The sequence below is a fragment of the Paenibacillus sp. BR1-192 genome (assembly GCF_029542445.1).
GTDB lineage: Bacteria > Bacillota > Bacilli > Paenibacillales > Paenibacillaceae > Paenibacillus_AQ > Paenibacillus_AQ lautus_A.
In genome coordinates this window covers 6,219,355-6,240,365 of record NZ_CP120718.1, presented here as the reverse complement: position 1 = coordinate 6,240,365, position 21,011 = coordinate 6,219,355, and the positions used below count along the sequence as shown (strand labels likewise).

At 53.2% G+C, this 21,011-nt stretch carries 18 protein-coding genes and 1 riboswitch; of the genes, 12 read left to right on the top strand and 6 right to left on the bottom strand.

Annotated elements, in window-relative coordinates; genetic code table 11:
- Positions 1-8: 8 nt before the first annotated feature.
- On the top strand, positions 9-245 hold the full coding sequence (locus P0X86_RS28740) for a glutaredoxin family protein (protein ID WP_006212730.1): 237 nt from the start codon (positions 9-11) through the stop codon (positions 243-245).
- Between the two features lie 124 nt (positions 246-369).
- Here the strand turns inward: P0X86_RS28740 and P0X86_RS28735 are convergent, their stop codons facing one another.
- Together P0X86_RS28735 and P0X86_RS28730 are read right to left on the bottom strand one after the other, a co-directional pair.
- Complete coding sequence (locus tag P0X86_RS28735; RefSeq protein ID WP_277747064.1) at positions 370-573, bottom strand: hypothetical protein; 204 nt, start codon at positions 571-573, stop codon at positions 370-372.
- A gap of 151 nt (positions 574-724) precedes the next feature.
- Positions 725-1,897: an ROK family protein gene (locus P0X86_RS28730; protein WP_277747063.1), complete on the bottom strand. Its 1,173-nt coding sequence runs from the start codon at positions 1,895-1,897 to the stop codon at positions 725-727.
- A gap of 368 nt (positions 1,898-2,265) precedes the next feature.
- Here P0X86_RS28730 and xylA point away from each other — a divergent pair, with 368 nt between their 5' ends.
- From xylA to P0X86_RS28705, 5 genes are all read left to right on the top strand, one after another.
- Positions 2,266-3,582, top strand: coding sequence for a xylose isomerase (gene xylA / locus P0X86_RS28725; RefSeq protein ID WP_015737501.1), 1,317 nt, complete (start codon positions 2,266-2,268; stop codon positions 3,580-3,582).
- A 217-nt stretch (positions 3,583-3,799) separates the two neighbouring features.
- The gene (gene xylB / locus P0X86_RS28720) at positions 3,800-5,296 is read left to right on the top strand and encodes a xylulokinase (protein WP_277747062.1); all 1,497 of its coding nucleotides are present in this window, start codon (positions 3,800-3,802) and stop codon (positions 5,294-5,296) included.
- Positions 5,297-5,565: 269 nt separating this feature from the next.
- Entirely contained in the window at positions 5,566-6,189 is a 624-nt protein-coding gene (locus P0X86_RS28715) for a bifunctional 4-hydroxy-2-oxoglutarate aldolase/2-dehydro-3-deoxy-phosphogluconate aldolase (RefSeq protein ID WP_277747061.1), read from the top strand.
- 193 nt (positions 6,190-6,382) lie between these two features.
- Entirely contained in the window at positions 6,383-8,734 is a 2,352-nt protein-coding gene (locus tag P0X86_RS28710; protein ID WP_277747060.1) for a YcdB/YcdC domain-containing protein, read from the top strand.
- A 107-nt stretch (positions 8,735-8,841) separates the two neighbouring features.
- Entirely contained in the window at positions 8,842-9,984 is a 1,143-nt protein-coding gene (locus P0X86_RS28705; protein ID WP_096776936.1) for a transglutaminase domain-containing protein, read from the top strand.
- A 73-nt stretch (positions 9,985-10,057) separates the two neighbouring features.
- Here P0X86_RS28705 and P0X86_RS28700 read toward each other — a convergent pair whose 3' ends face one another.
- Both P0X86_RS28700 and P0X86_RS28695 read right to left on the bottom strand, forming a co-directional pair.
- Positions 10,058-11,509 (bottom strand): amino acid permease, encoded by a 1,452-nt coding sequence (locus tag P0X86_RS28700; protein WP_015737496.1) that lies wholly within the window; start codon positions 11,507-11,509, stop codon positions 10,058-10,060.
- A 113-nt stretch (positions 11,510-11,622) separates the two neighbouring features.
- Positions 11,623-11,803: riboswitch (Lysine riboswitch) on the bottom strand.
- A 118-nt stretch (positions 11,804-11,921) separates the two neighbouring features.
- Complete coding sequence (locus tag P0X86_RS28695) at positions 11,922-13,052, bottom strand: virulence factor (RefSeq protein WP_096776938.1); 1,131 nt, start codon at positions 13,050-13,052, stop codon at positions 11,922-11,924.
- 358 nt (positions 13,053-13,410) lie between these two features.
- Between P0X86_RS28695 and P0X86_RS28690 the strand changes: the two genes are divergently transcribed.
- The 5 genes from P0X86_RS28690 (at position 13,411) to P0X86_RS28675 (ending at position 19,128) form a co-directional block, all read left to right on the top strand.
- Entirely contained in the window at positions 13,411-14,763 is a 1,353-nt protein-coding gene (locus tag P0X86_RS28690) for a cytochrome ubiquinol oxidase subunit I (protein ID WP_277747059.1), read from the top strand.
- Complete coding sequence (locus tag P0X86_RS28685) at positions 14,760-15,791, top strand: cytochrome d ubiquinol oxidase subunit II (RefSeq protein ID WP_192570556.1); 1,032 nt, start codon at positions 14,760-14,762, stop codon at positions 15,789-15,791. The genes P0X86_RS28690 and P0X86_RS28685 overlap by 4 nt, the downstream gene beginning before the upstream one ends.
- A 5-nt stretch (positions 15,792-15,796) precedes the next feature.
- Positions 15,797-15,898 carry a cytochrome bd oxidase small subunit CydS family protein gene (gene cydS / locus P0X86_RS33350; protein ID WP_015737491.1) on the top strand — a complete coding sequence of 34 codons (102 nt, stop codon included), beginning with the start codon at positions 15,797-15,799 and terminating at the stop codon, positions 15,896-15,898.
- 127 nt (positions 15,899-16,025) lie between these two features.
- Complete coding sequence (locus P0X86_RS28680) at positions 16,026-17,057, top strand: MBL fold metallo-hydrolase (RefSeq protein ID WP_096776941.1); 1,032 nt, start codon at positions 16,026-16,028, stop codon at positions 17,055-17,057.
- 445 nt (positions 17,058-17,502) lie between these two features.
- On the top strand, positions 17,503-19,128 hold the full coding sequence (locus P0X86_RS28675) for an ABC-F family ATP-binding cassette domain-containing protein (RefSeq protein WP_090913202.1): 1,626 nt from the start codon (positions 17,503-17,505) through the stop codon (positions 19,126-19,128).
- Between the two features lie 117 nt (positions 19,129-19,245).
- On the opposite strand, the gene P0X86_RS28670 is transcribed toward P0X86_RS28675, so the two are convergent.
- Entirely contained in the window at positions 19,246-19,434 is a 189-nt protein-coding gene (locus tag P0X86_RS28670) for a hypothetical protein (protein WP_009594046.1), read from the bottom strand.
- 222 nt (positions 19,435-19,656) lie between these two features.
- Between P0X86_RS28670 and P0X86_RS28665 the strand changes: the two genes are divergently transcribed.
- Positions 19,657-20,532, top strand: a complete 876-nt coding sequence (locus P0X86_RS28665) for a cation diffusion facilitator family transporter (protein WP_036663860.1) — start codon at positions 19,657-19,659, stop codon at positions 20,530-20,532.
- 108 nt (positions 20,533-20,640) lie between these two features.
- Here the strand turns inward: P0X86_RS28665 and P0X86_RS28660 are convergent, their stop codons facing one another.
- Positions 20,641-20,985, bottom strand: coding sequence for a hypothetical protein (locus P0X86_RS28660; RefSeq protein ID WP_009594133.1), 345 nt, complete (start codon positions 20,983-20,985; stop codon positions 20,641-20,643).
- Positions 20,986-21,011 lie beyond the last annotated feature (26 nt).

Genomic DNA, 21,011 nt, shown 5'->3' with positions numbered 1-21,011 from the left:
GACCGACCATGGAAAACGTGATTGTATACACTTCGAACAACTGCCCGCACTGCAAACAAGTAAAAGGCTTCTTGTCCGATCAAGGCATCGAGTTTGAAGAGCGCAACATCGAGCAGAACGACGAATTCGCACAGCAAGTATGGGATATGGGCGTTCGCGCTGTACCTCTCACCATCATCGGTGAGCACCGAATTCTTGGCATGAACAAGCTCCAGTTCAACAAAGCGTTGAATCCGGAAGCTTAATCTCATCAGCAGATGGCAAGCCAATCGCTTGCTTATGATAAAAAGCTCCTTCCCGAGCCTCGGGAAGGAGCTTTTTTTGTTGCCGAGCCATGCTCATGCTGCCATGCGTTCGTACAGATCATGTTCACTTGCTGAAAAACAGGCTCATGATGATCTGGAATACGACGTATGCCGCCACGCCGGAGCCGAGGAGAATGAAGCCGACTTTTTTCTTGCCTTGAAAAAAACGCATGATGGCGAGACTGAACAAAGGTGCGATAACTAGGAGAAACAGCAATACGGTCACAAACATTTGTGCCGATATTTCCGCAGTGCTTACATAGGTCATTTGAGCGTTTCCTCTCCCTTTTGTATAACGATCACACTTTTCTCCGCGAGGAGAACGTGATTTAAATTACAGGACGAGATTAATTATAGCGGAAAATCGCTGGATTTTCCTTAATATGCTGGGCGCTAATTACGACAAAATATCGTCAATTTTAATGAATCGGCATGGAGACCCGTACCGGGCCAAGAAATTGCGAAATGGCAGAGTAGGCTGCACCGATCATGGTAGAGCGGCTGCCCAGCTCCGCAAACCGGATCTCCATCCGCTCACGATGGTATGGAAGCGTGCGCTGGGCAACGACCTGCTGGAGCGTTTCTTCGATCCAAGCCCGGGCGTCGGACAGCGGACCGCCGATGATGACCGATTGCGGATTGAATCCATTGACAAGATTGGTTATGCCAATGCCGAGATAGCGTCCAAGCTCCTCGAAATGCCGGATGGTCTCCTCATGGCCGAGCTCGGCATGATGGACAAGCTCGGACGTCCGCCTGGACGGAAGAACGGCATCTCTGCCGTCATAGGATTTCTCCGAGGCGTACAGCTCCCAGCAGCCGCGGTTGCCGCAGCTGCATTCCCGTCCCTCGGCCTCAATGGACATATGGCCGCTTTCGCCGGCATATCCGCGGGCTCCCTTATAGAGCTCGCCATTGATGATGATGCCGGAGCCGATACCGCTGCCGGCACTGATATAGAGGAGATGGCGGGCGTCCCGGCCGGCTCCGAAGCGCAGCTCGCCCTGGGCACCCGCATTCGCTTCATTGTCGATGGTGACGGGGAGTCCGAGCTCAAGCTCGAGCTGCTCCTGCAGCGGGACCATGTCCCACCCCAGGTTGGGGGCGAAGAGGACGGTGCCGTCGCCGTCGACCATTCCCGGGACGCCCACGCCGATCCCGATGATGCCGTACGGGGAGGGAGGGGCCTGACGCATCAGGCCGTGGATCATGCCCACCATCAGCCTCGTCACCGATTCAACGTCGTGCCCTTCAAGCGCCGTGTCCTCTTCGGCAAGGATCCGTCCTTCCAGATCGGTAAGCACGGCGGTTATCTGCTTCACGCGCAGCTCGACGCCGATGGCATACCCGGCTTGTCCGTTAAACAGCAGCAGCTGCGGCTTCCTGCCGCCGCTGGATTCGCCGGGCCCGATTTCCTGGACCAGGTGGTTGCTGCACAGCTCCTGCACAAGATTGGAGACGGTAGCCTTGTTCAGGCCTGTCAGCTTGGACACCTTCGCCCGGGAGACCGGCGCGTGTTGACGTATCGTATCGAGAATGATGGAAGTGTTTATTTTTTTGACCAGAGCCTGGTCACCGGTAATATTCGTCATGTGTATTCATCCTTTTAGTCTTGCTTTCCTAATCCAGTTAGGCTTGTGAGACTTGATATGCTCATAGTCTAGGGGCAAAGACGAGAAAATGCAACAGCCCGTAACGCCGCTTAAGTCACGGAATCATTAATGAGCCGGATCCGATGGGCGATGTCTTCATTCGAATGTGGAGGAAGAGTGTACCCTGGATTAGATGGGGAACATGTCCTTTGCCGCAGAGCGAAACCGTCACAACGGCAGGCGGAATCGCTTTTGAAAAACTTGTAAAGGAATAACTTTGTTTAACCAATAGACAAAGTGGAGGAGCTGTGATAGGATAACCTTGTAAGCGTTAACCACACCTTAACAAGGTATAGGAGGATTTATTCATGGCCTATTTTAACAACATTAGCAAAGTCGAGTACGAAGGCAGCAAATCGACCAACCCTTATGCTTTTAAATTTTATAATCCGACAGAAGTCGTAGCCGGCAAAACGATGGAAGAGCATCTCCGTTTCGCGATGGCTTACTGGCATACATTGACTGCAGGCGGCTCCGATCCGTTCGGTGCCGACACGGCGGTTCGTCCTTGGGGCAACTACTCCGGCATGGACCTTGCCAAAGCACGCGTTGAGGCAGGCTTTGAATTCATGGAGAAGATGAACCTTCCGTATTTCTGCTTCCACGACGTGGACATTGCGCCGGAAGGCAGCAGCCTGCGCGAGTTCTACAGCAACATCGATACGATCGTGGACTCGATTGAAGACCACATGAAGTCCACCGGCAAAAAATTGCTGTGGAACACGGCCAACATGTTCACGAATCCTCGTTTCATGCATGGTGCGGGCACTACGTGCAACGCCGATGTATACGCTCATGCGGCAGCGCAAATCAAGAAGGGCCTCGAAGTCGGCAAACGCCTCGGCGCCGAGAACTACGTGTTCTGGGGAGGCCGTGAAGGCTACGAGACCCTGCTGAACACGGATATGGGCCTTGAACTGGATAATCTGGCGCGCCTGTTCCATATGGCGGTGGATTACGCGAAGGAAATCGGCTTTGACGCTCAGTTCCTGATCGAGCCTAAACCGAAGGAGCCGACCAAGCACCAATATGACTTCGATGCGGCTACTACGATTGCATTCCTGCAGAAATACGGTCTCGACAAGCATTTTAAATTGAATCTCGAAGCAAACCACGCCACGCTGGCCGGTCATACCTTCGAACATGAGCTTCGCGTAGCACGCATCAACGGCATGCTCGGTTCCCTCGACGCGAACCAAGGCGATATGCTTATCGGATGGGATACGGACGAATTCCCGGTTAACATCTATGACGCTACATTGACGCTGTACGAAGTGCTGATGAACGGCGGCCTCGGCCGCGGCGGCGTGAACTTCGACGCGAAGGTTCGCCGTCCATCCTTCGAGCCGGAAGATCTGTTCCATGCGCACATCGCCGGTATGGATACTTACGCAAAAGGCTTGAAAGTGGCAGCGAAGCTGATCGAAGACCGCGTATTCGAGGACTTCATCGCGAAGCGCTACAGCAGCTTTAATGAAGGCATCGGCGCTGACGTCGTATCCGGTAAGGCTACGCTGGCTTCCCTTGCGGAATACGCGCTGAACAACGAGTCCCCTCGCAAAAACGAGTCCGGACGCCAAGAAATGCTGAAGGCGATTCTGAATCAGTACATTCTTGCGAATTAATTCATAACGGTACGGCTGTTTAAGCTTGTTCCATGAAATCCAAAACCTTCACCGGCTCCCTCCAGGGATGCCGGTGTACTTATTTCAAACCGGAAACGATGGCGCGATCGATGGTCGGCAGTCATTGGAGGCATGTCCCGGACCAGACGATGCGTCTAGGGGAGAATGCCAACGATGTTTTCATGTTCGGTTCATGAGGAGACGAAGGAGGATATAGATGAGTTACGTTATCGGAGTTGATTTGGGGACCAGTGCCGTGAAGACCGTGCTGGTGGACCGCAGCGGCACGGTGGTTGCCGAGCATTCGGAGTCATACCCGCTGAGCCAGCCGAAGCCCGGTTACAGCGAACAGTGGCCGGAGGACTGGGTGGACAAAACGGTATTGTCGCTACGACAATTAATGAAAGGAAACAACATACATCCATCCGAGGTTGAGGGATTGAGCTTCTCCGGCCAAATGCATGGTTTGGTCCTGGTAGACGGAGAGGGCGCCGTGCTGCGGCCGGCGATCCTGTGGAACGACACCCGGACAACGGCGCAATGCCGCCGCATCGAGGAGACCTTGCAGGAGAAGCTGCTCGGCATTGCACGCAATCGCGCGCTGGAAGGCTTCACTCTGCCGAAGATTCTCTGGGTCCAGGAGTTTGAGCCGGAAGTGCTCGAACGGGCTGCCCTGTTCCTGCTGCCTAAGGATTACGTGCGTTTCCGCTTGACCGGACAATACGCGATGGACTACTCCGATGCAGCCGGCACGCTGCTGCTGGACGTGGCCGGGAAATCCTGGAGCACCGACATTCTGGATGCTTTCCAGCTGCCGCACACCTTATGCCCGCCGTTGGTCGAATCCTTCGACGAATGCGGCACGCTGCTCCCCGAGATTGCCGAGCAAGCCGCTCTGCTGCCGGAGACGAAGGTATTTGCCGGCGGGGCGGACAACGCCTGCGGCGCTATCGGCGCCGGCATTCTCGAAGAAGGGCAGACGATGTGCAGCATTGGTACATCGGGCGTGGTGCTGTCCTATGAGGAGCGCCGTGAGGTGGATTTTGAAGGAAAGGTCCATTTCTTTAACCATAGCGAGAAAGACGCTTATTATATCATGGGGGTAACCCTCGCAGCGGGATACAGCCTGACCTGGTTCAAGGATACCTTTGCTCCGGATGTTTCCTTTGACGCGCTGTTAAGCGATATCGGGAATATCCCGGTAGGCAGCGGCGGGCTGCTGTTCACGCCGTATATTGTCGGCGAACGCACGCCCCATCCGGACGCCACCATCCGCGGCAGCTTCATTGGCATGGACGCCGGGCATAAGCTGCCTCACTTTGCGCGTTCGGTACTCGAGGGGATCACGTTCTCTCTCCGCGAATCCATCGATATCCTACGGGCATCGGGCAAGCAGATCGACCGCGTGATTTCCATTGGCGGCGGAGCCAAGAACGAGACCTGGCTGCAGATGCAGGCGGATGTGTTCAACGCGGAAATCGTGAAGCTGGAAAGCGAGCAGGGCCCGGCCATGGGCGCGGCAATGCTTGCAGCTTACGGCTGCGGCTGGTTCCCAAGCCTTCAGGACTGCGCGAAGGCGTTTTTGCGTCCGGCACGCTCGTATTCTCCAAACCCGCAAGCGGTTCAGGCCTATGACAAATTGTTTGGACTCTATCAAAGCGTATACGGAGCCACGCGTGAACTTGGCGCGGAGCTGTCCGAATTCCGCGGATAACCTGCAGATGTTGAAGAGCAGGTCGGGAAGACATTCTCCCGGCCTGCTTTTTTTTGCGTGAACGCTCCGGACCGCATATACTTGAAGCAGGTTGAAGTCATAAGCAGGTTACGCCGCAGAATGAGGGTCGACCCTATTCGATGAGAACCGTTTGGATATCGATTTTCAGGTCCCTTTATTAGATGGCCTGTGATCATTGTGTAACATCTGCGGCCAATCCGATTAAGGATGGCGCGGAAAGTGTAAAAAAAGAGATGGGGGGGACGTCAATGACACTGACAGCCGAACTGAAACGCGAGAAAATCGTTGCTATCGTGCGCGGCATTACAAAAGAACAAGCGGGCTTCGTGGGGGAAGGATTGAGCCGGGGCGGAATCCGGTTTATGGAAGTGACGATGAATACGAAGGGCGCTTTACATATGATTCAGGATTGGCGCGCCCGCTATGACGGTGACGTGTATGTCGGCGCGGGTACCGTCCTAGATGTGGAGATGGCCAAGGAAGCGGTCTCTGCCGGAGCCCAATTCCTGATCTCGCCGAACACGGATCTTTCCGTCATCGAATTTGCCCTGGAGCAGGGAATCGACGTATGGCCCGGGGCGATGACGCCAACGGAGATCGTTGCGGCGTACGCCGCCGGGGCGGAGATCGTGAAGCTGTTTCCTATGGCAAGCATCGGCTTGTCGTTTATCCGGGAGCTTCAGGGCCCGCTGAATCACATTCCGCTGCTTGCCACGGGCGGAGTTACGCTGGGCAATCTTCCGGATTATTTTAACGCAGGCGCGGCAGCGGTGGGTTTAGGGAGCGCGCTGCTTCCGAAGGATGCGCTTGCGTCCGGGAATTCGGACGAGATCCAGCGCCGTGCAGCGGCTTTCGTGGAAGCGGCGAAATAGTTACACTTTGTTCATCCTTAACCACGCAGGTTATGTTTTGGAAGCTTACTACATAAGGAATATATAGACAAGTTATGGTATTATTTAGGTAGCTTGGTTATGTCATTGCTGCCGTGTACAGGCACTTGTTGAGGATAGCATCGTGTGTAAGTAATGCATGGTTAGGTTCAAGAAATGGAAGGGAGCGAATCAAGTGAATCCATCGGGGAAGAAGAAAGTAAGGGTAAAAAAGACCGTTTGTGCGGTTACGGCTACGGCCATGCTTTGTTTGGCGCAGCCGGTATGGGGGGATAATTCCGTTCCGGGCAGCGGAGTCGCTGTATCCGAAACGGTAACTTCCGTCGACAGCAGTGGTCAAGCCGGTTCCGAAAGCGTTACGGATAACGAAATACCGAAGGGTGCAAAAATTTCGTCCAAACAGGCGGAAGAAATCGTGAAGAAGGCTTTTCCTGAACTCAAGAATGTAAAGGTGTCGAACGTGCAGTTCCTGGAGAATGACGACATGAGATCAAGTGCGCTTGCATGGGATCTGCAATTGGTGCTGACCAAAGGGAACTCAAGCTCCGGCTTCAATGCCCAGGTCAATGCGGTTACGGGTGAACTTATTCATATCTATCTCCCTAACTCTTTGTTGAAGCAGGATAGCGACAAACCGGCGTTAACCCGGGAAGCAGCCAAGGAGAAGGCGCTGAAATGGATCAGCACCCACGTGTCGGACGTGAAGGCAAGCGAGCTTAAGGAGAATGAAGCGTATCTCGGTATGCAAGCTGCTTTGTTCAGTCCGCCCCGGTTTGATTTCTATTTCCAGACCTCGGTGAACGGAATTGAATCGGATGTGAACAGCATTACGATCACGCTGGATGGACAGGGCAATACGATTCAATATTCCCGCAATCAAGTCAGTGAGGAGTTTCCTTCATCCACGCCGAAATTGAACGAGGCCTCGATCCGCAAATTGTTTGAAGATCAATTCCAAGTATCCTTGGCTTATGTGCCGGAAAATTTATATAACAATGCCAAAGGCGAATATTTTTTAGGTTACATACCTAATGATCTGTCAGGTTATTCAATGGATGCCAATACCGGCAAATTCATCAGTTTCACGGGGGAAGAGAGCGGGCTTGTCTCCGTTGAGGACGGCACGATTCCGGCAACCGAAGAAACCTTTAAGCCGGTCGCGGGTCCATTCGCCGGCGGTGATGCGGCAGCCCGATGGGTGGAGTCGCAGATCAAGCTGCCGTCAGGCTTGAAGACAGAATCCAAGAGTCTGGGTACAAGATGGAACAACAAAGAGGTTAAGACGTGGAACATCAGATGGGGCGAACATGCGATCTCCGCCATGGGCGGAGGAGAGATGGTATCCGCAGAGGTGGACGCCAAGACCGGACAGATCTACTCGTACAACCGATATCGTTATGACCGGACCGAAACTGCGGAAGTGAAGAACCCGATTTCGCAGCAGGCTGCGCAGGATCTTGCTTTCAAGACGGTAAGCAAGCTGGTGCCCAACGCTTCCGAGGAATGGAAGCTGACATCGGTTGATAAAATGGGTAAGGACACGAAAACCCTCAACTATCAATTTTCATTCCAGCGCTATGTCGGCGATATTCGCGTCATGGGCGATTCCCTGAACCTCACGATTGAGGCCAACGGGCAAATCCAGGGCTTTAGCGTGAATTCGGAAGGCGTCCTCTCCAAGCTGCCAACGGACGTAAAGCCGGCCATTACCGAGGAGCAGGCTAGAGCGCAGTATTTGAAGGAGATCGACCTGAAGCTGAAATACGGCTATTACGGTGGTTACCTGTCTGCCAATAATGAAATCACCAAGCCTTTCATCAAGCTGATTTATTATCCGACACATAAACAGCAGGCTTTAGGCGGCATGCAGGTACCGCTCGATGCCAAGAGCGGAGAATGGCGCGATATCATGCCGGAAATGAACCGCAAGGATATTCCGCCAGTGACTGACGCGGCAGGGCATTCAGCCGAAGCGGCTCTGAAGGAGCTGGTGAAATATCGGGTATTGGTTCCGGACAAGGACGGCAAGGTGTACCCGGATCGTCAGATCACCCTTGGCGAATGGTATCAGCTGGTAGCGGCTTCGGTTAGCCCGTCCTACGAGCAGGTGTACGGAAGATCCACCATGGATCCGTACGCGGGCCTGCAGCCGGACCATCCGTATTACCAGGCCATCCAAGTGCTGATCGGGCAGAATTGGATTCCGTATGACCCGGACAGCCCGCTGCAGCTGGACCGTAAGCTGACCAGGGATGAACTGGCAAGCTCGCTGACCCGGATTTTGAATTACGAGAAGCTGTCCAAAGCCTTTATTCTTCCAACCGATGTGCAGGGGATATCCGATGCCGACGCCGTGACGAACAAAGGCGCAGCCCTGATCGCGCTCAAGCTGGGACTTCTTCCGGCGGTGGATGGCAAGTTCCTGCCTAATCGCGAAGTGACGCGCGCGGAAGCGGCTGAGGTTCTGGTCCGCATGTCGAAGCTGGCGGGGCGAAGCGATTCCTTCTTGTCCTCATTTTATTGGTAGTATTTAATATTCGTGCCCGGTCGACAAAACTAGAACCCTTAAGCCCTGATGTTATGTGTTACAATGATGGTGCATACGGATGAGGAAGATGAAGGGCGGGTGTACCGATGAAACGAAGCCGAGGAACGATCGTTAAATTACTGTTCATAGGGACTTTGGCGGTAACCGTTGCAGCAGTACCAGAACCAGCTAATCTCAGTGATGTCTATGCCACTTCCAACAAAGCGGTCGTGAAGTCGGTCCATGCGATACAGCAGAAACTGCTGACAGCGATGAGCGACAGGCAATCGACGGTGCGTTTTGTTTACCAGGGCGAGACCAAATCGCTGAAATCGCAGCTAAAAGACGCACTTGATCAGGCGATGGCCAGTGATCCTTATATCCATTACACCATTGCCAGCTATAGCTACGACTATCGTGGAACATCCAGTTCCGCCAATGTTACCGTCCGGTTGAGCTATCGCGAGACCGCGGAGCAGACGAACTACGTGAACCAGCATACCGACCGCATTTTGAAGCAGATCATCAAGCCGGGCATGAATGATCATGAGAAGGTGAAAGCCATCCATGATTGGGTTGTCCGCAACTTGAAATACGATACGACGCTTACGAAATATACGGCCTATGACGGGCTTTACACGGGGAGCACGGTATGCCAAGGTTATTCTCTATTAACGCATAAGCTGCTGAAGGAAGCCGGGATTCAGAACAAAATCGTGGAGGGTACGGCTTACGCCTCCGACAATCCACAAGGCCAGCTCCATGCCTGGAATCTGGTCCTTTTGGACGGCAAATGGTACCACCTGGACACGACGTGGAACGATCCCGTTCCTGATCGTGACAACGAGGTATCCTACACGTATTACCTCCGAACGGATGAGCAGATGGGCCGGGATCATACCTGGGTGAAATCCTATCCGAAGGCGAATACGCTTTACCGCAACACGCTGGCCGGGCTGGCCGCGAAGGATCGTTCGAAAGCGGGAGCATACGAAGCGATTAAGAAGGATCTGGAGTATCAGCTGTACGATGCCCGCGCCATCGTCAGCTCCCACCTTCAGCTTCAGCCGCTGGTGAAGGCAGCGAAGGCGGAAGGCAGCCGCAAGCTGGTATTCCGGTTTGACGGCAGCGAGCGAGAGCTTGTGAGCGTGCTCCAGCAGCTTCAGTTAAAGAACAATCTGGGGTCCATCAAATATTATCACAATGCTTTTGAAAACACGGGTGATCTTAGAGTGCAGATCATATGGTAGGTGTCCGTGCCAAATGAAAAACAGCTTCCTCCCAACAACGGGAGGAAGCTGTTTTTTTGCATATTCGTCTTTATTATGATTTGGCATCCGTGCTCAAATCGCACTCATCCAAAGGCACGATGCGGCTCTTCTTAATCAAGCGGTAGCCGAACCAGATGGAGAGGAACAACGGAATGCTGACATACGTGGCAATGATCGTTAACCAGTCGATCTCCCCGCTGAAATTGCCTTGACCGATAATGGCCACGAGACAGAGCAGGAAAGCGAAGATGGGGCCGAAGGGGAACCAGCGCGCACGGAAAGGAAGATCCTTCAGGTCCTTGCCTTGGGCAACGTAGGCTTTACGGAAGCGGTAATGACTCACCGCAATCGCCAGCCAGTTAATGAATCCGCACATCCCGGAGGCGTTCAGAAGCCACACGTAAACGACGCCATCGCCGAAGAAGGAGGCCAGGAACGCCAGCATGCCCACGGCGGAGGTTACGATCAGGGCTGCAACCGGCACGCCGCGGCTGTTCAGGCGGCTCAGCCATTTCGGAGCCATGCCCTGCTTCGCCATGGCATACAGGACGCGGGTCGAGGCATACATCCCGGAGTTGCCGGCAGACAGCACGGAGCTGAGAATGACCGCATTCATTACGGAAGCCGCAAACGCAAGGCCGGCTTTCTCAAACACCAGGGTGAATGGGCTGACACCGATATTGTCGACCCCGGATTGAAGCAAGCTCGGATGGGTGTACGGGATCAGCATGCCGATAACAAAAATGGCGAAAATATAGAAGATCAGGATACGCCAGAAAACCTGACGAATGGCTTTGGGCACATGTTTTCTCGGATTCTCGCTTTCGCCAGCGGCTACCCCGATCAGCTCGGTTCCCTGAAAGGAGAAGCCTGCAGCCATAAACACGCCGACCAGCGCAAAGAATCCGCCGTGTACCGGCCCGTCGCCTAGGCTAAAGTTGCTGAATCCGACCGCTTCGCCGCCAAGAATGCCGAAAATCATCATAACGCCGATGATAAGAAATACAATGACGGTCGCTACTTTAATGATAGCAAACCAATATTCCGATTCGCCGTATCCTTTGGCGGATAGAATGTTTAAGCCGAACATAATCGCCAGGAACAGAAGGCTCCACAGAAATGACGGGCTGTCCGGGAACCAGAACTTGATTATAACCGTCGCCGCCGCGAGTTCGGCGGCAATGGTAACGGCCCAGTTGTACCAGAAGTTCCAGCCGACGGCAAATCCGAAGGCGGGACTGACAAACCGGGAGGCGTAGGTGCTGAATGAGCCGGAATCCGGAAGATACGTAGCGAGTTCGCCCAGGCTGGTCATCAGAAAGTAAACCATGAGGCCTACGGCGGCATACGCGATAAGCGCTCCGCCCGGACCGGCAGAGGCGATGGCCGTTCCGCTTGCCAGGAACAGGCCCGTACCGATTGATCCGCCAAGGGCGATCATCGTCATATGACGGGCTTTAAAGCTCTGCTTAAGCGAAGCAGCCGGTGCTTTTTTGCGATTCAAGGTCGAACACTCCTTCTATACATTAAGAAATGATATTTAAAATATACCCTGTTAGAACAAAAAGACCGCAGGTCCTATACCTGCGGTCTTGATCGTATCCGCATCATACCCTCCATGAAGATAGCACAACACGAGGAAATCCCCCGTGACAGTTCCGTCTCTTTCGACAACGGCCCCAGCACAGGATACAAGAGGATACCCTGCACTTCGGCATTCATGCCTTTCACTGTGCTTCACCGGCTTCTCTTTGCCTCGGCACAACTACTGATCATGTCTGCAACCTCTACCTCATCTTGGAATGATGAGGCTATCTGTATATTCAATTCTAACAAGAGAGTCCTAAGTATAAATCACATTCCATGTCAGAAGCAATGGTTAATTTTTACGGTTCAAGGCGGTTTCCGCCGAGCGATTACGATTGATTCCGTTTAGCCATTTGCTGCCAGACGGTTCCGGCAGCTTCTTCGCCGGATTCGATGCGCTCCAGCGCCATTCGTGCCTGCAGGCTTACTTCGAATTCCGGATCGTTGGCGGCTTCTTCAAGGGCGGAACGCGCTTCCTCCGTACCGACTTCGTATAGGAAGCGGGCTGCACGCCAGCGAACGATCTTGCTGCTGTCTTTGAGCGATTCGACCATGACCGGGGTAGCGGCGGCATCGCCGATATCGGACAAGGTATCTCCAGCGGTACGGCGAACGGCCGGCGTTTCGTCGCGCATGGCTTCATACAGGAGCTCCATCGCTTCAGGCGTCCGAAGGTCGCCCAAGTACACGACGACGAGCCGTCGGATCTGCATCTTCGGATCCCGAAGCGCTTTGCGAAGCAGCGGAATGTGTTTCTCCGTCGGCTCCAGCGCATCCAGCGCGGCATAACGTACGCGCCAGTCCTCATCCTGCATCGCGGCCTCGGTTTCCTCGTCCGTCAGCTTCCGGCGCTGCTCGACGAAATCCTCGTCGCTGGCACCGTGGGCAATCGCCTGGGCAATGACCTTATCGAGGCGCTCCTGCGGGAATGCGGCTTCCAGCTCCTGCTCCACGTCACGGGCGATGTCTTCCAGCTGGCCGTAGCGTACGCCGTACTCCTTGAGCTTGCGTTCCTTGATAAGCGAGGAAGTCCCTACCGCGGCTACGGCTTGGGAGAAGCGCTCCGACAGACCGATACGTTCTTCCTGATTCCCGCTTTTGACACGAATTTGCATCGGAATATTGCGGAAATATTGCACGAACACTTGGGCTTCCCCAAATGCGATATCATCAGCGCCTTCCTTGAGTCCGGCGGCGAGTCCCTCCTGGCCGAATATTTCCTGAACGGCGCCCAGAATGGAAGGCCAATCGGCGTTGCCTTTACGGTCGAGCGCGATGAAATCGAGGGTGTGGAACACGCTCTTTACGCCAGGGATATGGAGCAGCTGCCTGATCCAGGGAGGAGCCGACCGTTCGTTGTCTAGTGTATATGTTCTGCGAATACCGGACTCCAGGGTTTCGTCAAGATGAAGCATCATGGAGTTCGGGCTCGGGGTTGGTTCAATGAATGTAATTTTCATGGGTTTTTATCGCCTCCTTATCCTCTTATTGTACCTCTTTTCCATGCCGGAAAAAACATCATGCACAGGATTCCAACAAATTGACCGGACTTTGGATAAAAAGAGGAAGGGTTTGTAAAACTGATAATGTTGGATGGAATTCATTCATGTTTTTCAAAGAATTACGGCGAAGGGCGGCACCCCTTGCACAGGAAGTCCGAAATACATAAGGGAGGCTAGGCTGTCGATGTACAGGAAGCAGGAGAAAAAGCTTGCGATTCTATGTTTTATCGTGGCGGCCATTATGCTGTACGGGGCCGTGAAAGGATATTTGCGCTACATGCATCATTTTGGATAACACACCCGAGGAGTGAACCTGATGTCATCACTGGATCCAGTACTGATGAGCCGGATACTGACCGGACTGACCCTGTTTGTACATATTGTTCTGGCAACCATCGGCGTCGGGATTCCCATTATGCTGGCTCTGGCGGAGTGGAGGGGGATCCGGACGGGGGACGACCATTATACCTTGCTCGCCAGGCGCTGGGCGCGGGGATACGTGATTACCGTAGCTGTCGGCGTCGTGACAGGAACCGCCATCGGCTTGCAGCTCAGCCTGCTGTGGCCCACCTTTATGCGCGTAGCCGGTAAGGCCATTGCGCTGCCGCTGTTCATGGAAACCTTCGCTTTTTTTGTGGAGGCGATCTTTCTTGGCATTTATCTCTATACGTGGGATCGGTTCAAAAACAAATGGACCCACTTGCTGCTGCTAATTCCCGTGGCGATCGGCTCCTCCGCTTCTGCATTCTTTATCACGAGCATGAATGCATTTATGAACCAGCCGCAGGGCTTTGAGCTGGTGGACGGGGTGTTTACGAACGTGAATCCGTTCGTGGCCATGTTCAATCCGGCGACGCCGACCAAGGTGAGCCATGTGCTGGCGTCGGCGTTTACGACAAGCGCAGCGGCGCTGGCCAGCATCGCGGCTTTCAGCTTACTTCGGGGAAGCAGGCACGTCTATTTTAAGAAAGCGCTGAAGCTTACCGTCATTTCCACCTTTGTGTTTGCCGTGGCCACCGTGATGATCGGAGACTTTTCCGGCAAATTCCTGGCCAAATACCAGCCCGAGAAACTGGCGGCCGCCGAGTGGCATTTTGAGACGATGACCGAAGCCCCGCTCATTTACGGTGGCTTTCTGGATGAGAATAACGAAATCAAGTATGCGTTAAAGATTCCGTACGCGCTTAGCATACTGGCAGGGAACAGCCCCAGTACGGAGGTCATCGGCCTGAATGAATTTCCGGAGAACGAGAGACCGCCGATGTCCGTGCATTATTTTTTTGATTTGAAGGTGACCAGCGGTGCCGTGATCGTTCTGATTCCTCTCCTGTATATGTTCCGAAGGAAACTTCCTGGCAAAAAGCCTTACCCAAAGTGGCTGCTGCTCAGTATATTGGCTTTAGGGCCTTTATCGATGTCAGCCATATGGCTGGGCTGGTTCCTTGCCGAGATCGGAAGGCAGCCGTGGATTGTGCGGGGCTATATGAAGGTATCGGATGCGGCGACCACTTCATCGAGCGTCGGCTGGATGCTGGTGCTGTTTATTCTACTGTATTTGGTCTTGTCCGTATCCGCAATCCGCGTGCTGAGCCAATTGTTCCGGAATAAAAGCGCGGAAGAGGAAATCCGGCTGCTGGGACTCGAAATCGAAGGAGGAGACCGCAAGTGAGCTATGCCATGGTAGCCATAACCGTTCTATGGACGTTCCTGTTCGGCTATTTGCTGGTGGCCTCGATTGATTTCGGTGCCGGATTCTTCAGCTTCTATAGCGTGCTTACCGGACATGAGAACAAGATCCACAATATCATCCAGCGATACCTGTCCCCCGTTTGGGAAGTGACCAATGTGTTCCTGATCTTTTTTGTGGTCGGGCTCGTCGGATTCTTTCCCGATGCCGCGTATTATTATGGTACCGCGCTGCTTGTCCCAGGCAGCTTGGCGCTAGTGCTGCTTGCCATCCGAGGCGCTTACTACGCCTATCATACGTATGGCAGCCAGACGGGCAACAATATCGTATACATGGGACTATACGGAGCGACGGGGCTGCTCATTCCTGCCGCCTTGTCGACGATATTGGCCATCTCCGAAGGCGGCATCATCTATATGGACGGCGGGAAGGTGGAGCTTCACTGGTACACGTTCTTCACGAATCCGTACACGTGGTCGGTCATTCTGCTAGCCCTTGTCAGCGTTCTGTACATCTCGGCGATGTTCCTGTCCTATTACGCGCAGCGTGCCGGGGATGAGGTGGCGTTCGGCGTGGTCCGGGGTTATGCACTGGGGTGGAGCGGGCCGACGATCCTGGCTTCGGTTTTCGCGTTTTTCCAGATCAACCATCAGAATCCGGTCCATTTTGGGCAAATGCTGGATATCGCCTGGATGTTTATCGCGTCGTTCGTCTGCTTTGTGATCGCGGTATACCTCGTGTGGAAACGCACCCGCCTTGGCATCGCATTTATCATGGTCATGCTTCAATTCGCTTTTGCCTGGTACGGATATGGTCGCTCGCATCTGCCGTACATTCTCTATGATTACATCCACATTCATGAGAGCATCACCAACGATACGATGGCCATCGCTTTGATTACCGCGTTTATTCTCGGCTTCTGCGTGCTGGTGCCTTCCCTGATCCTGCTGATGCGATTGTTTCTGTTCGATGCGAACTACATTCGCGGCAAATCCGCGAAGAAGGGGTGAGGCAAGTGGAGGACTTCGGCATTTTCATAGCACCGCTGCTCACGGTACTGGCTGCCGTAGCCTTTATGGCGATTTACGTCGTCAAGTATAAAGACCCTTCGGATTGAGGGATGGACAAAATAAATCCGGGCTGTTTCGCCAAGAATCATTCGGTGTAAAAAGAACAACAAAGCGCAAAGTTGAGCGGATAGCTCAATACGGGTAAAATACAGGGTAATGGAAGGAGGAGGCTGCATGCCAAGAATTCGCTATAACAATATCGATAACGTCAGCACGGACAAAACGCTTAAACAGTTCAAGCAGTGGCGCGACGAACGTCGTCAGAAGAAGAAGGATTATTCCTACTGCATTCCGAACCTGACGCCGGATCTTCAGTATTTGCATAGCAACCGGCACGAAACCTCCGTTACCTGGATCGGGCACGCCACGTTCTTCATTCAATACGAAGGCATGAATATTGTGACTGATCCCGTATGGGCGCGGAGAATGGGGTTTAATAAGCGCCTTGGGGAACCTGGACTTCCCATTCATGAGATCCCCCCGATCGATGTCATTTTGATATCGCATTCCCACTATGACCATATGCATGTTTCCTCGATCCGTAAGCTGTACCGTGCGGATACCACCATCATTGTACCGGTTGGTCTGCGTCGGAAAATGATCAATAAAGGCTTTCGCCGCGTGATCGAACTGCAGTGGTGGGAATCGGTTGCCATAAAAGGCGTGAAATTCTCCTTCGTGCCGACACAGCATTGGACGCGGCGGACACCGTTTGATACGAATACGTCCCATTGGGGAGGATTCGTGATGGAGCCCGTGCTGCAGGATGGAAAGACGGATTCGAGTTCTTCCGATGAATCGCCATGCAATAACGAACCCGTCGCAGAGGACGGTACCCGACTGCTTCCGCCGAATTTGTATTTTGCCGGAGACAGCGGTTATTTCGAGGGTTTTAAGCTGATCGGCGAACGGTTCAACATTCACCTCGCTTTGATGCCGATCGGGGCATACGAGCCGGAGTGGTTCATGACGTCGCAGCACGTCAATCCGGAAGAGGCGCTGCAGGCGTTTCAGGACGTGAAGGCGGAGACGATGATTCCGATGCATTACGGGACCTTCAAGCTGGCCGATGATACGGCCAGGGAAGCGCTGGACCGGATGGAAGCGGAACGAAAGCGGCTCGGGATTGCCAAGGAGCGGATTCGCGTCTTGAAGTACGGGGAAACCTTCAAGGTTCAGCCGGAACGAAGAAGCGTGACTTCGTAACGGAAACCCAAGAAGCGATTCCGATCGGCATACACACTACAGACTGCCTAAAAAGGTCCGAAAGGTCCTATAACCTTTCGGGCCCATTTATTAGTTCCTTCTAATCGTCATCGTTTTGGGCCAAATGCCGACCGCTCTTGCGGCAGCAGCGTTTTTCTTAGCCAACTGCACGGGATCGTCAATCGATTCCCGGTGAAGTCTATGGTAAGACAGCGGATCCGGTCCGACTGGTTTCTTCTAAATTAATAGAAACGCTTCGGTTCTATGAAACTTGGAAAAAGATAATCTTTGATCGTCGGCCTCCTGTGGCTGGTCAGCATGAAATGGCCCATGCAGGAGGTTATATTTGTTTAAAACCGTTTTATATCGTCCAGAAGCTTCGATAACCGCCGTACTTATGCTATAATGTGCTGAAACCAATAGTGATAAAGGATGGTAATGCTTAATGATCAGTACAAGCGGCGTAACGCTCCGCTATGGCAAACGAGCACTATTTGAAGATGTCAATATAAAATTCACCCCGGGCAACTGCTACGGCCTCATCGGCGCTAACGGGGCGGGTAAGTCTACATTTCTAAAAATCCTCTCCGGCGAGATCGAACCGAACTCAGGCGAGGTTCATATGACTCCCAACGAACGGATGGCGGTTCTGAAGCAGAACCACTATGAATATGACCAGTATCCGGTTCTGGAGACGGTCATCATGGGTCATGCCAGACTGTATACCATCATGAAAGAGAAGGATGCGCTGTATGCAAAAGCCGACTTCTCCGAAGAAGACGGCATGCGTGCGGGTGAGCTGGAAGGCGAATTCGCCGAGCTGAACGGATGGGATGCCGAGCCGGATGCGGCTGCGCTCCTGATCGGCCTCGGCATTCCGCGTGAGCTGCACGACAAGAAAATGTCGGAGCTGAGCGGCAACGAGAAGGTCCGCGTTCTCTTGGCCCAAGCATTGTTCGGCCGGCCGCATAACCTGCTGCTCGATGAGCCTACCAACCATTTGGACCTCGAATCGATTCAGTGGCTCGAGAACTTCCTGATGGATTATGAAGGCACCGTTATCGTGGTATCCCATGACCGTCACTTCCTGAACAAGGTATGTACGCATATTGCGGATATCGATTTCGGCAAAATCCAGCTGTATGTCGGCAACTACGACTTCTGGTATGAATCCAGCCAGCTGGCCCTCGCGCTCCAGCGCGAATCCAACAAGAAGAAGGAAGAGAAGATCAAGGAGCTTCAAGCCTTCATTCAGCGCTTCTCCGCGAATGCTTCGAAATCGAAGCAAGCGACATCCCGGAAGAAGCAGCTCGATAAAATTACGCTGGACGATATCCGTCCATCCAACCGTAAATATCCGTTCCTCAACTTCAAGCCTGAACGCGAAGCCGGCAAACAATTGCTGACCGTGGACAGCTTGACGAAGAGCGTGGAAGGCGAGAAAGTGCTGGACAACGTGAGTTTTGTCGTGAATAAAGGTGACAAAATTGCGTTTGTCGGGCCAAACGGCTTGCCGAAAACGACCTTGTTCCAGGTCATCACCGGCGAAACCGAAGCGGAAGCCGGCGAATACAGTTGGGGCGTAACCACGACCCAAGCATATTTCCCGAAAGACAATTCGGCTTATTTCGACGGAGTCGACCTGAATCTCGTGGAATGGCTGCGCCAATATTCCAAGGATCAGGACGAAACGTTCCTGCGCGGATTCCTTGGCCGCATGCTGTTCTCGGGCGAGGAAGCGCTGAAGAAAGCGAGCGTATTGTCCGGAGGCGAGAAGGTTCGCTGCATGCTGGCCAAAATGATGCTGAACGGCGCGAACGTGCTGATCTTCGATGAGCCGACGAACCACTTGGATCTGGAGTCCATCACGGCGCTCAACAACGGCTTGATCGATTTCGACGGAACGATTCTGTTCACCTCGCATGACCATCAGTTCATTCAGACGATTGCCAACCGGATTATCGAGATTACGCCTAACGGCATCATCGACCGCAGCATGAGTTATGACGAGTATCTGGAGAGTGAAGAGATCAAGGGGCTTCGCGAAAGCATGTACCCGGTTGAAGTTTAAAAATTAAGCGGCGGGATGATGGCGATAAGCTGTCATCCCGCCTTTTCATTAAAAATGCTGCACCTCCCGGGTATGGGAGATGCAGCATTTTTTTGGCGTGCGGTACGGATCGGCTCTTTACGAACCGCCGGTACGACGACGCTGGTTGTTTGGCTTTTTGTTGTTTTGGCTTTTCATTTTTTGCGCTGAACCGGCTTGGAATTGCCCCGGCTTGTTCGCGGATGTATTTTGCTGTTTCTTTTGTTCCAGCTTTTGCTTGATCGCATCAGCCAAATTCACTTTGCGTGGCTCATTATTCTCGGGCATAGAAATCACCCTCCTCTTTATGTTCGCTTGTCCTCATTTTATTCGTTTTTAAATCGTCCGGCAAGGGTAACAATGATTAATACCATTTTCTACGTCCATGGTTCTTTGACCGAAGCAATTATGTTTCTCTAGACCCACACGAAAGACCTTTGCTAGGATTAAATATGGATAATGATGGATATCGCTTGAAGTCTGCACGGAGCAAGCAAAGGAGAGACGCGTATAGTGAATGCCTATGATAACATCAAACAAGGGGAGCGAGGGGCCTGGATCAGCATTGCGGCCTACCTCGTATTGTCATCGTTTAAAATATTCTGCGGATACTTGTTTGCATCCAGTGCTTTGCTCGCCGACGGTTTCAACAACCTGACGGATATCGTGGCATCGCTCGCCGTATTGATCGGGCTGCGGATTTCCCAGAAGCCGCCGGATTCCGATCATGCGTACGGACACTTGAGGGCGGAGACGATCGCGGCGCTGGTGGCCTCCTTCATCATGGCGGTCGTGGGCATCCAAGTGCTGGTTGAAGCCGTCCGTTCTTTTTTTGAAGGCTCCAAGGAAGTGCCGAATTTATGGTCTGCCGGCGTAGCCGGCATCTGTGCCGTTGCGATGCTGGGCGTATATCGTTACAATCGGAACCTTGCGAGGCGCATCGATAACCAGGCGCTGATGGCAGCGGCCAAGGATAACTTGTCCGATGCGCTCGTCAGCGTTGGGGCCGCTGTCGGCATCATCGGCGCACAATTCGGCCTGCCCTGGCTGGATACCGTGGCGGCCGTAGCGGTTGGCGTCATTATTTGCAAAACGGCTTGGGAAATATTCAGGGATTGTACCTATAGCCTCACCGACGGCTTTGATGAAAACCGTTTGTCGGATTTGCGCAGCACGATTGCCCGTACGCCCGGTGTCGAGGGAATCAAGGATATGAAAGCCCGAATCCACGGCAATCATGTATTGGTGGACGTCGTCATCGAGGTAGACCCGGATATCAGCGTTTTGGAGGGGCATCAGATCAGTGACCGAATCGAAGAGCAGATGGAGAAGATTCATAATATTATGAGCGTCCATATTCATGTGGAGCCTAAGGGATCCTCCTAAGGGATACCGAATGTGCAGGTATACAAATGGCAGGCCAAGATTCTCTTGACCTGCCATTTAACATGCCGGGGTGCATGAAGGATCATGAAGCCCGATAGCCATACACGATTACTCTACATAAATCCAAGCTTTACCGAGCCATGTATATACTTCAACCCATTCCCCGCCAAGCATGACATCGTAACGATTGCCGGTGGTGTCGAGCTTTTGCGGAGCCAGGGCACCAAGCTTTTCGCCGTTTGGAGCGTTGTAGAAGTAAGTTTTGCTTGTAAGCTCAATCATCGGCGTCGGTACGATCACGACTTCTTCAGGTTTGATGATCGGGTCTTCCACCGAGATCGGAGCCGGTCCTGAAGTGTTGGATACCGTACCGTTAATCGGATCCGCGCTTGCTACGGCGGTTAGGGACAGGGTGAGTGCTAGGGCTGCAGTAATGCTTAGCGTTTTTTTCATGGAATGATTCCTCCTTGGGACCGAAG

What these genes read in the sequence shown, in the direction of transcription:
- xylA (WP_015737501.1), top strand. Translation starts at nt 2,266, where the DNA reads ATGGCCTATTTTAACAACATTAGCAAAGTCGAGTACGAAGGCAGCAAA.
- P0X86_RS28705 (WP_096776936.1), top strand. Translation starts at nt 8,842, where the DNA reads ATGAAACGAAGCCGAGGAACGATCGTTAAATTACTGTTCATAGGGACT.
- P0X86_RS28690 (WP_277747059.1), top strand. Translation starts at nt 13,411, where the DNA reads ATGTCATCACTGGATCCAGTACTGATGAGCCGGATACTGACCGGACTG.
- P0X86_RS28730 (WP_277747063.1), bottom strand. Translation starts at nt 1,897, where the DNA reads ATGACGAATATTACCGGTGACCAGGCTCTGGTCAAAAAAATAAACACT.
- P0X86_RS28715 (WP_277747061.1), top strand. Translation starts at nt 5,566, where the DNA reads ATGACACTGACAGCCGAACTGAAACGCGAGAAAATCGTTGCTATCGTG.
- P0X86_RS28695 (WP_096776938.1), bottom strand. Translation starts at nt 13,052, where the DNA reads ATGAAAATTACATTCATTGAACCAACCCCGAGCCCGAACTCCATGATG.
- P0X86_RS28670 (WP_009594046.1), bottom strand. Translation starts at nt 19,434, where the DNA reads ATGCCCGAGAATAATGAGCCACGCAAAGTGAATTTGGCTGATGCGATC.
- P0X86_RS28735 (WP_277747064.1), bottom strand. Translation starts at nt 573, where the DNA reads ATGACCTATGTAAGCACTGCGGAAATATCGGCACAAATGTTTGTGACC.
- P0X86_RS28660 (WP_009594133.1), bottom strand. Translation starts at nt 20,985, where the DNA reads ATGAAAAAAACGCTAAGCATTACTGCAGCCCTAGCACTCACCCTGTCC.
- xylB (WP_277747062.1), top strand. Translation starts at nt 3,800, where the DNA reads ATGAGTTACGTTATCGGAGTTGATTTGGGGACCAGTGCCGTGAAGACC.
- P0X86_RS28740 (WP_006212730.1), top strand. Translation starts at nt 9, where the DNA reads ATGGAAAACGTGATTGTATACACTTCGAACAACTGCCCGCACTGCAAA.
- P0X86_RS28675 (WP_090913202.1), top strand. Translation starts at nt 17,503, where the DNA reads ATGATCAGTACAAGCGGCGTAACGCTCCGCTATGGCAAACGAGCACTA.
- P0X86_RS28680 (WP_096776941.1), top strand. Translation starts at nt 16,026, where the DNA reads ATGCCAAGAATTCGCTATAACAATATCGATAACGTCAGCACGGACAAA.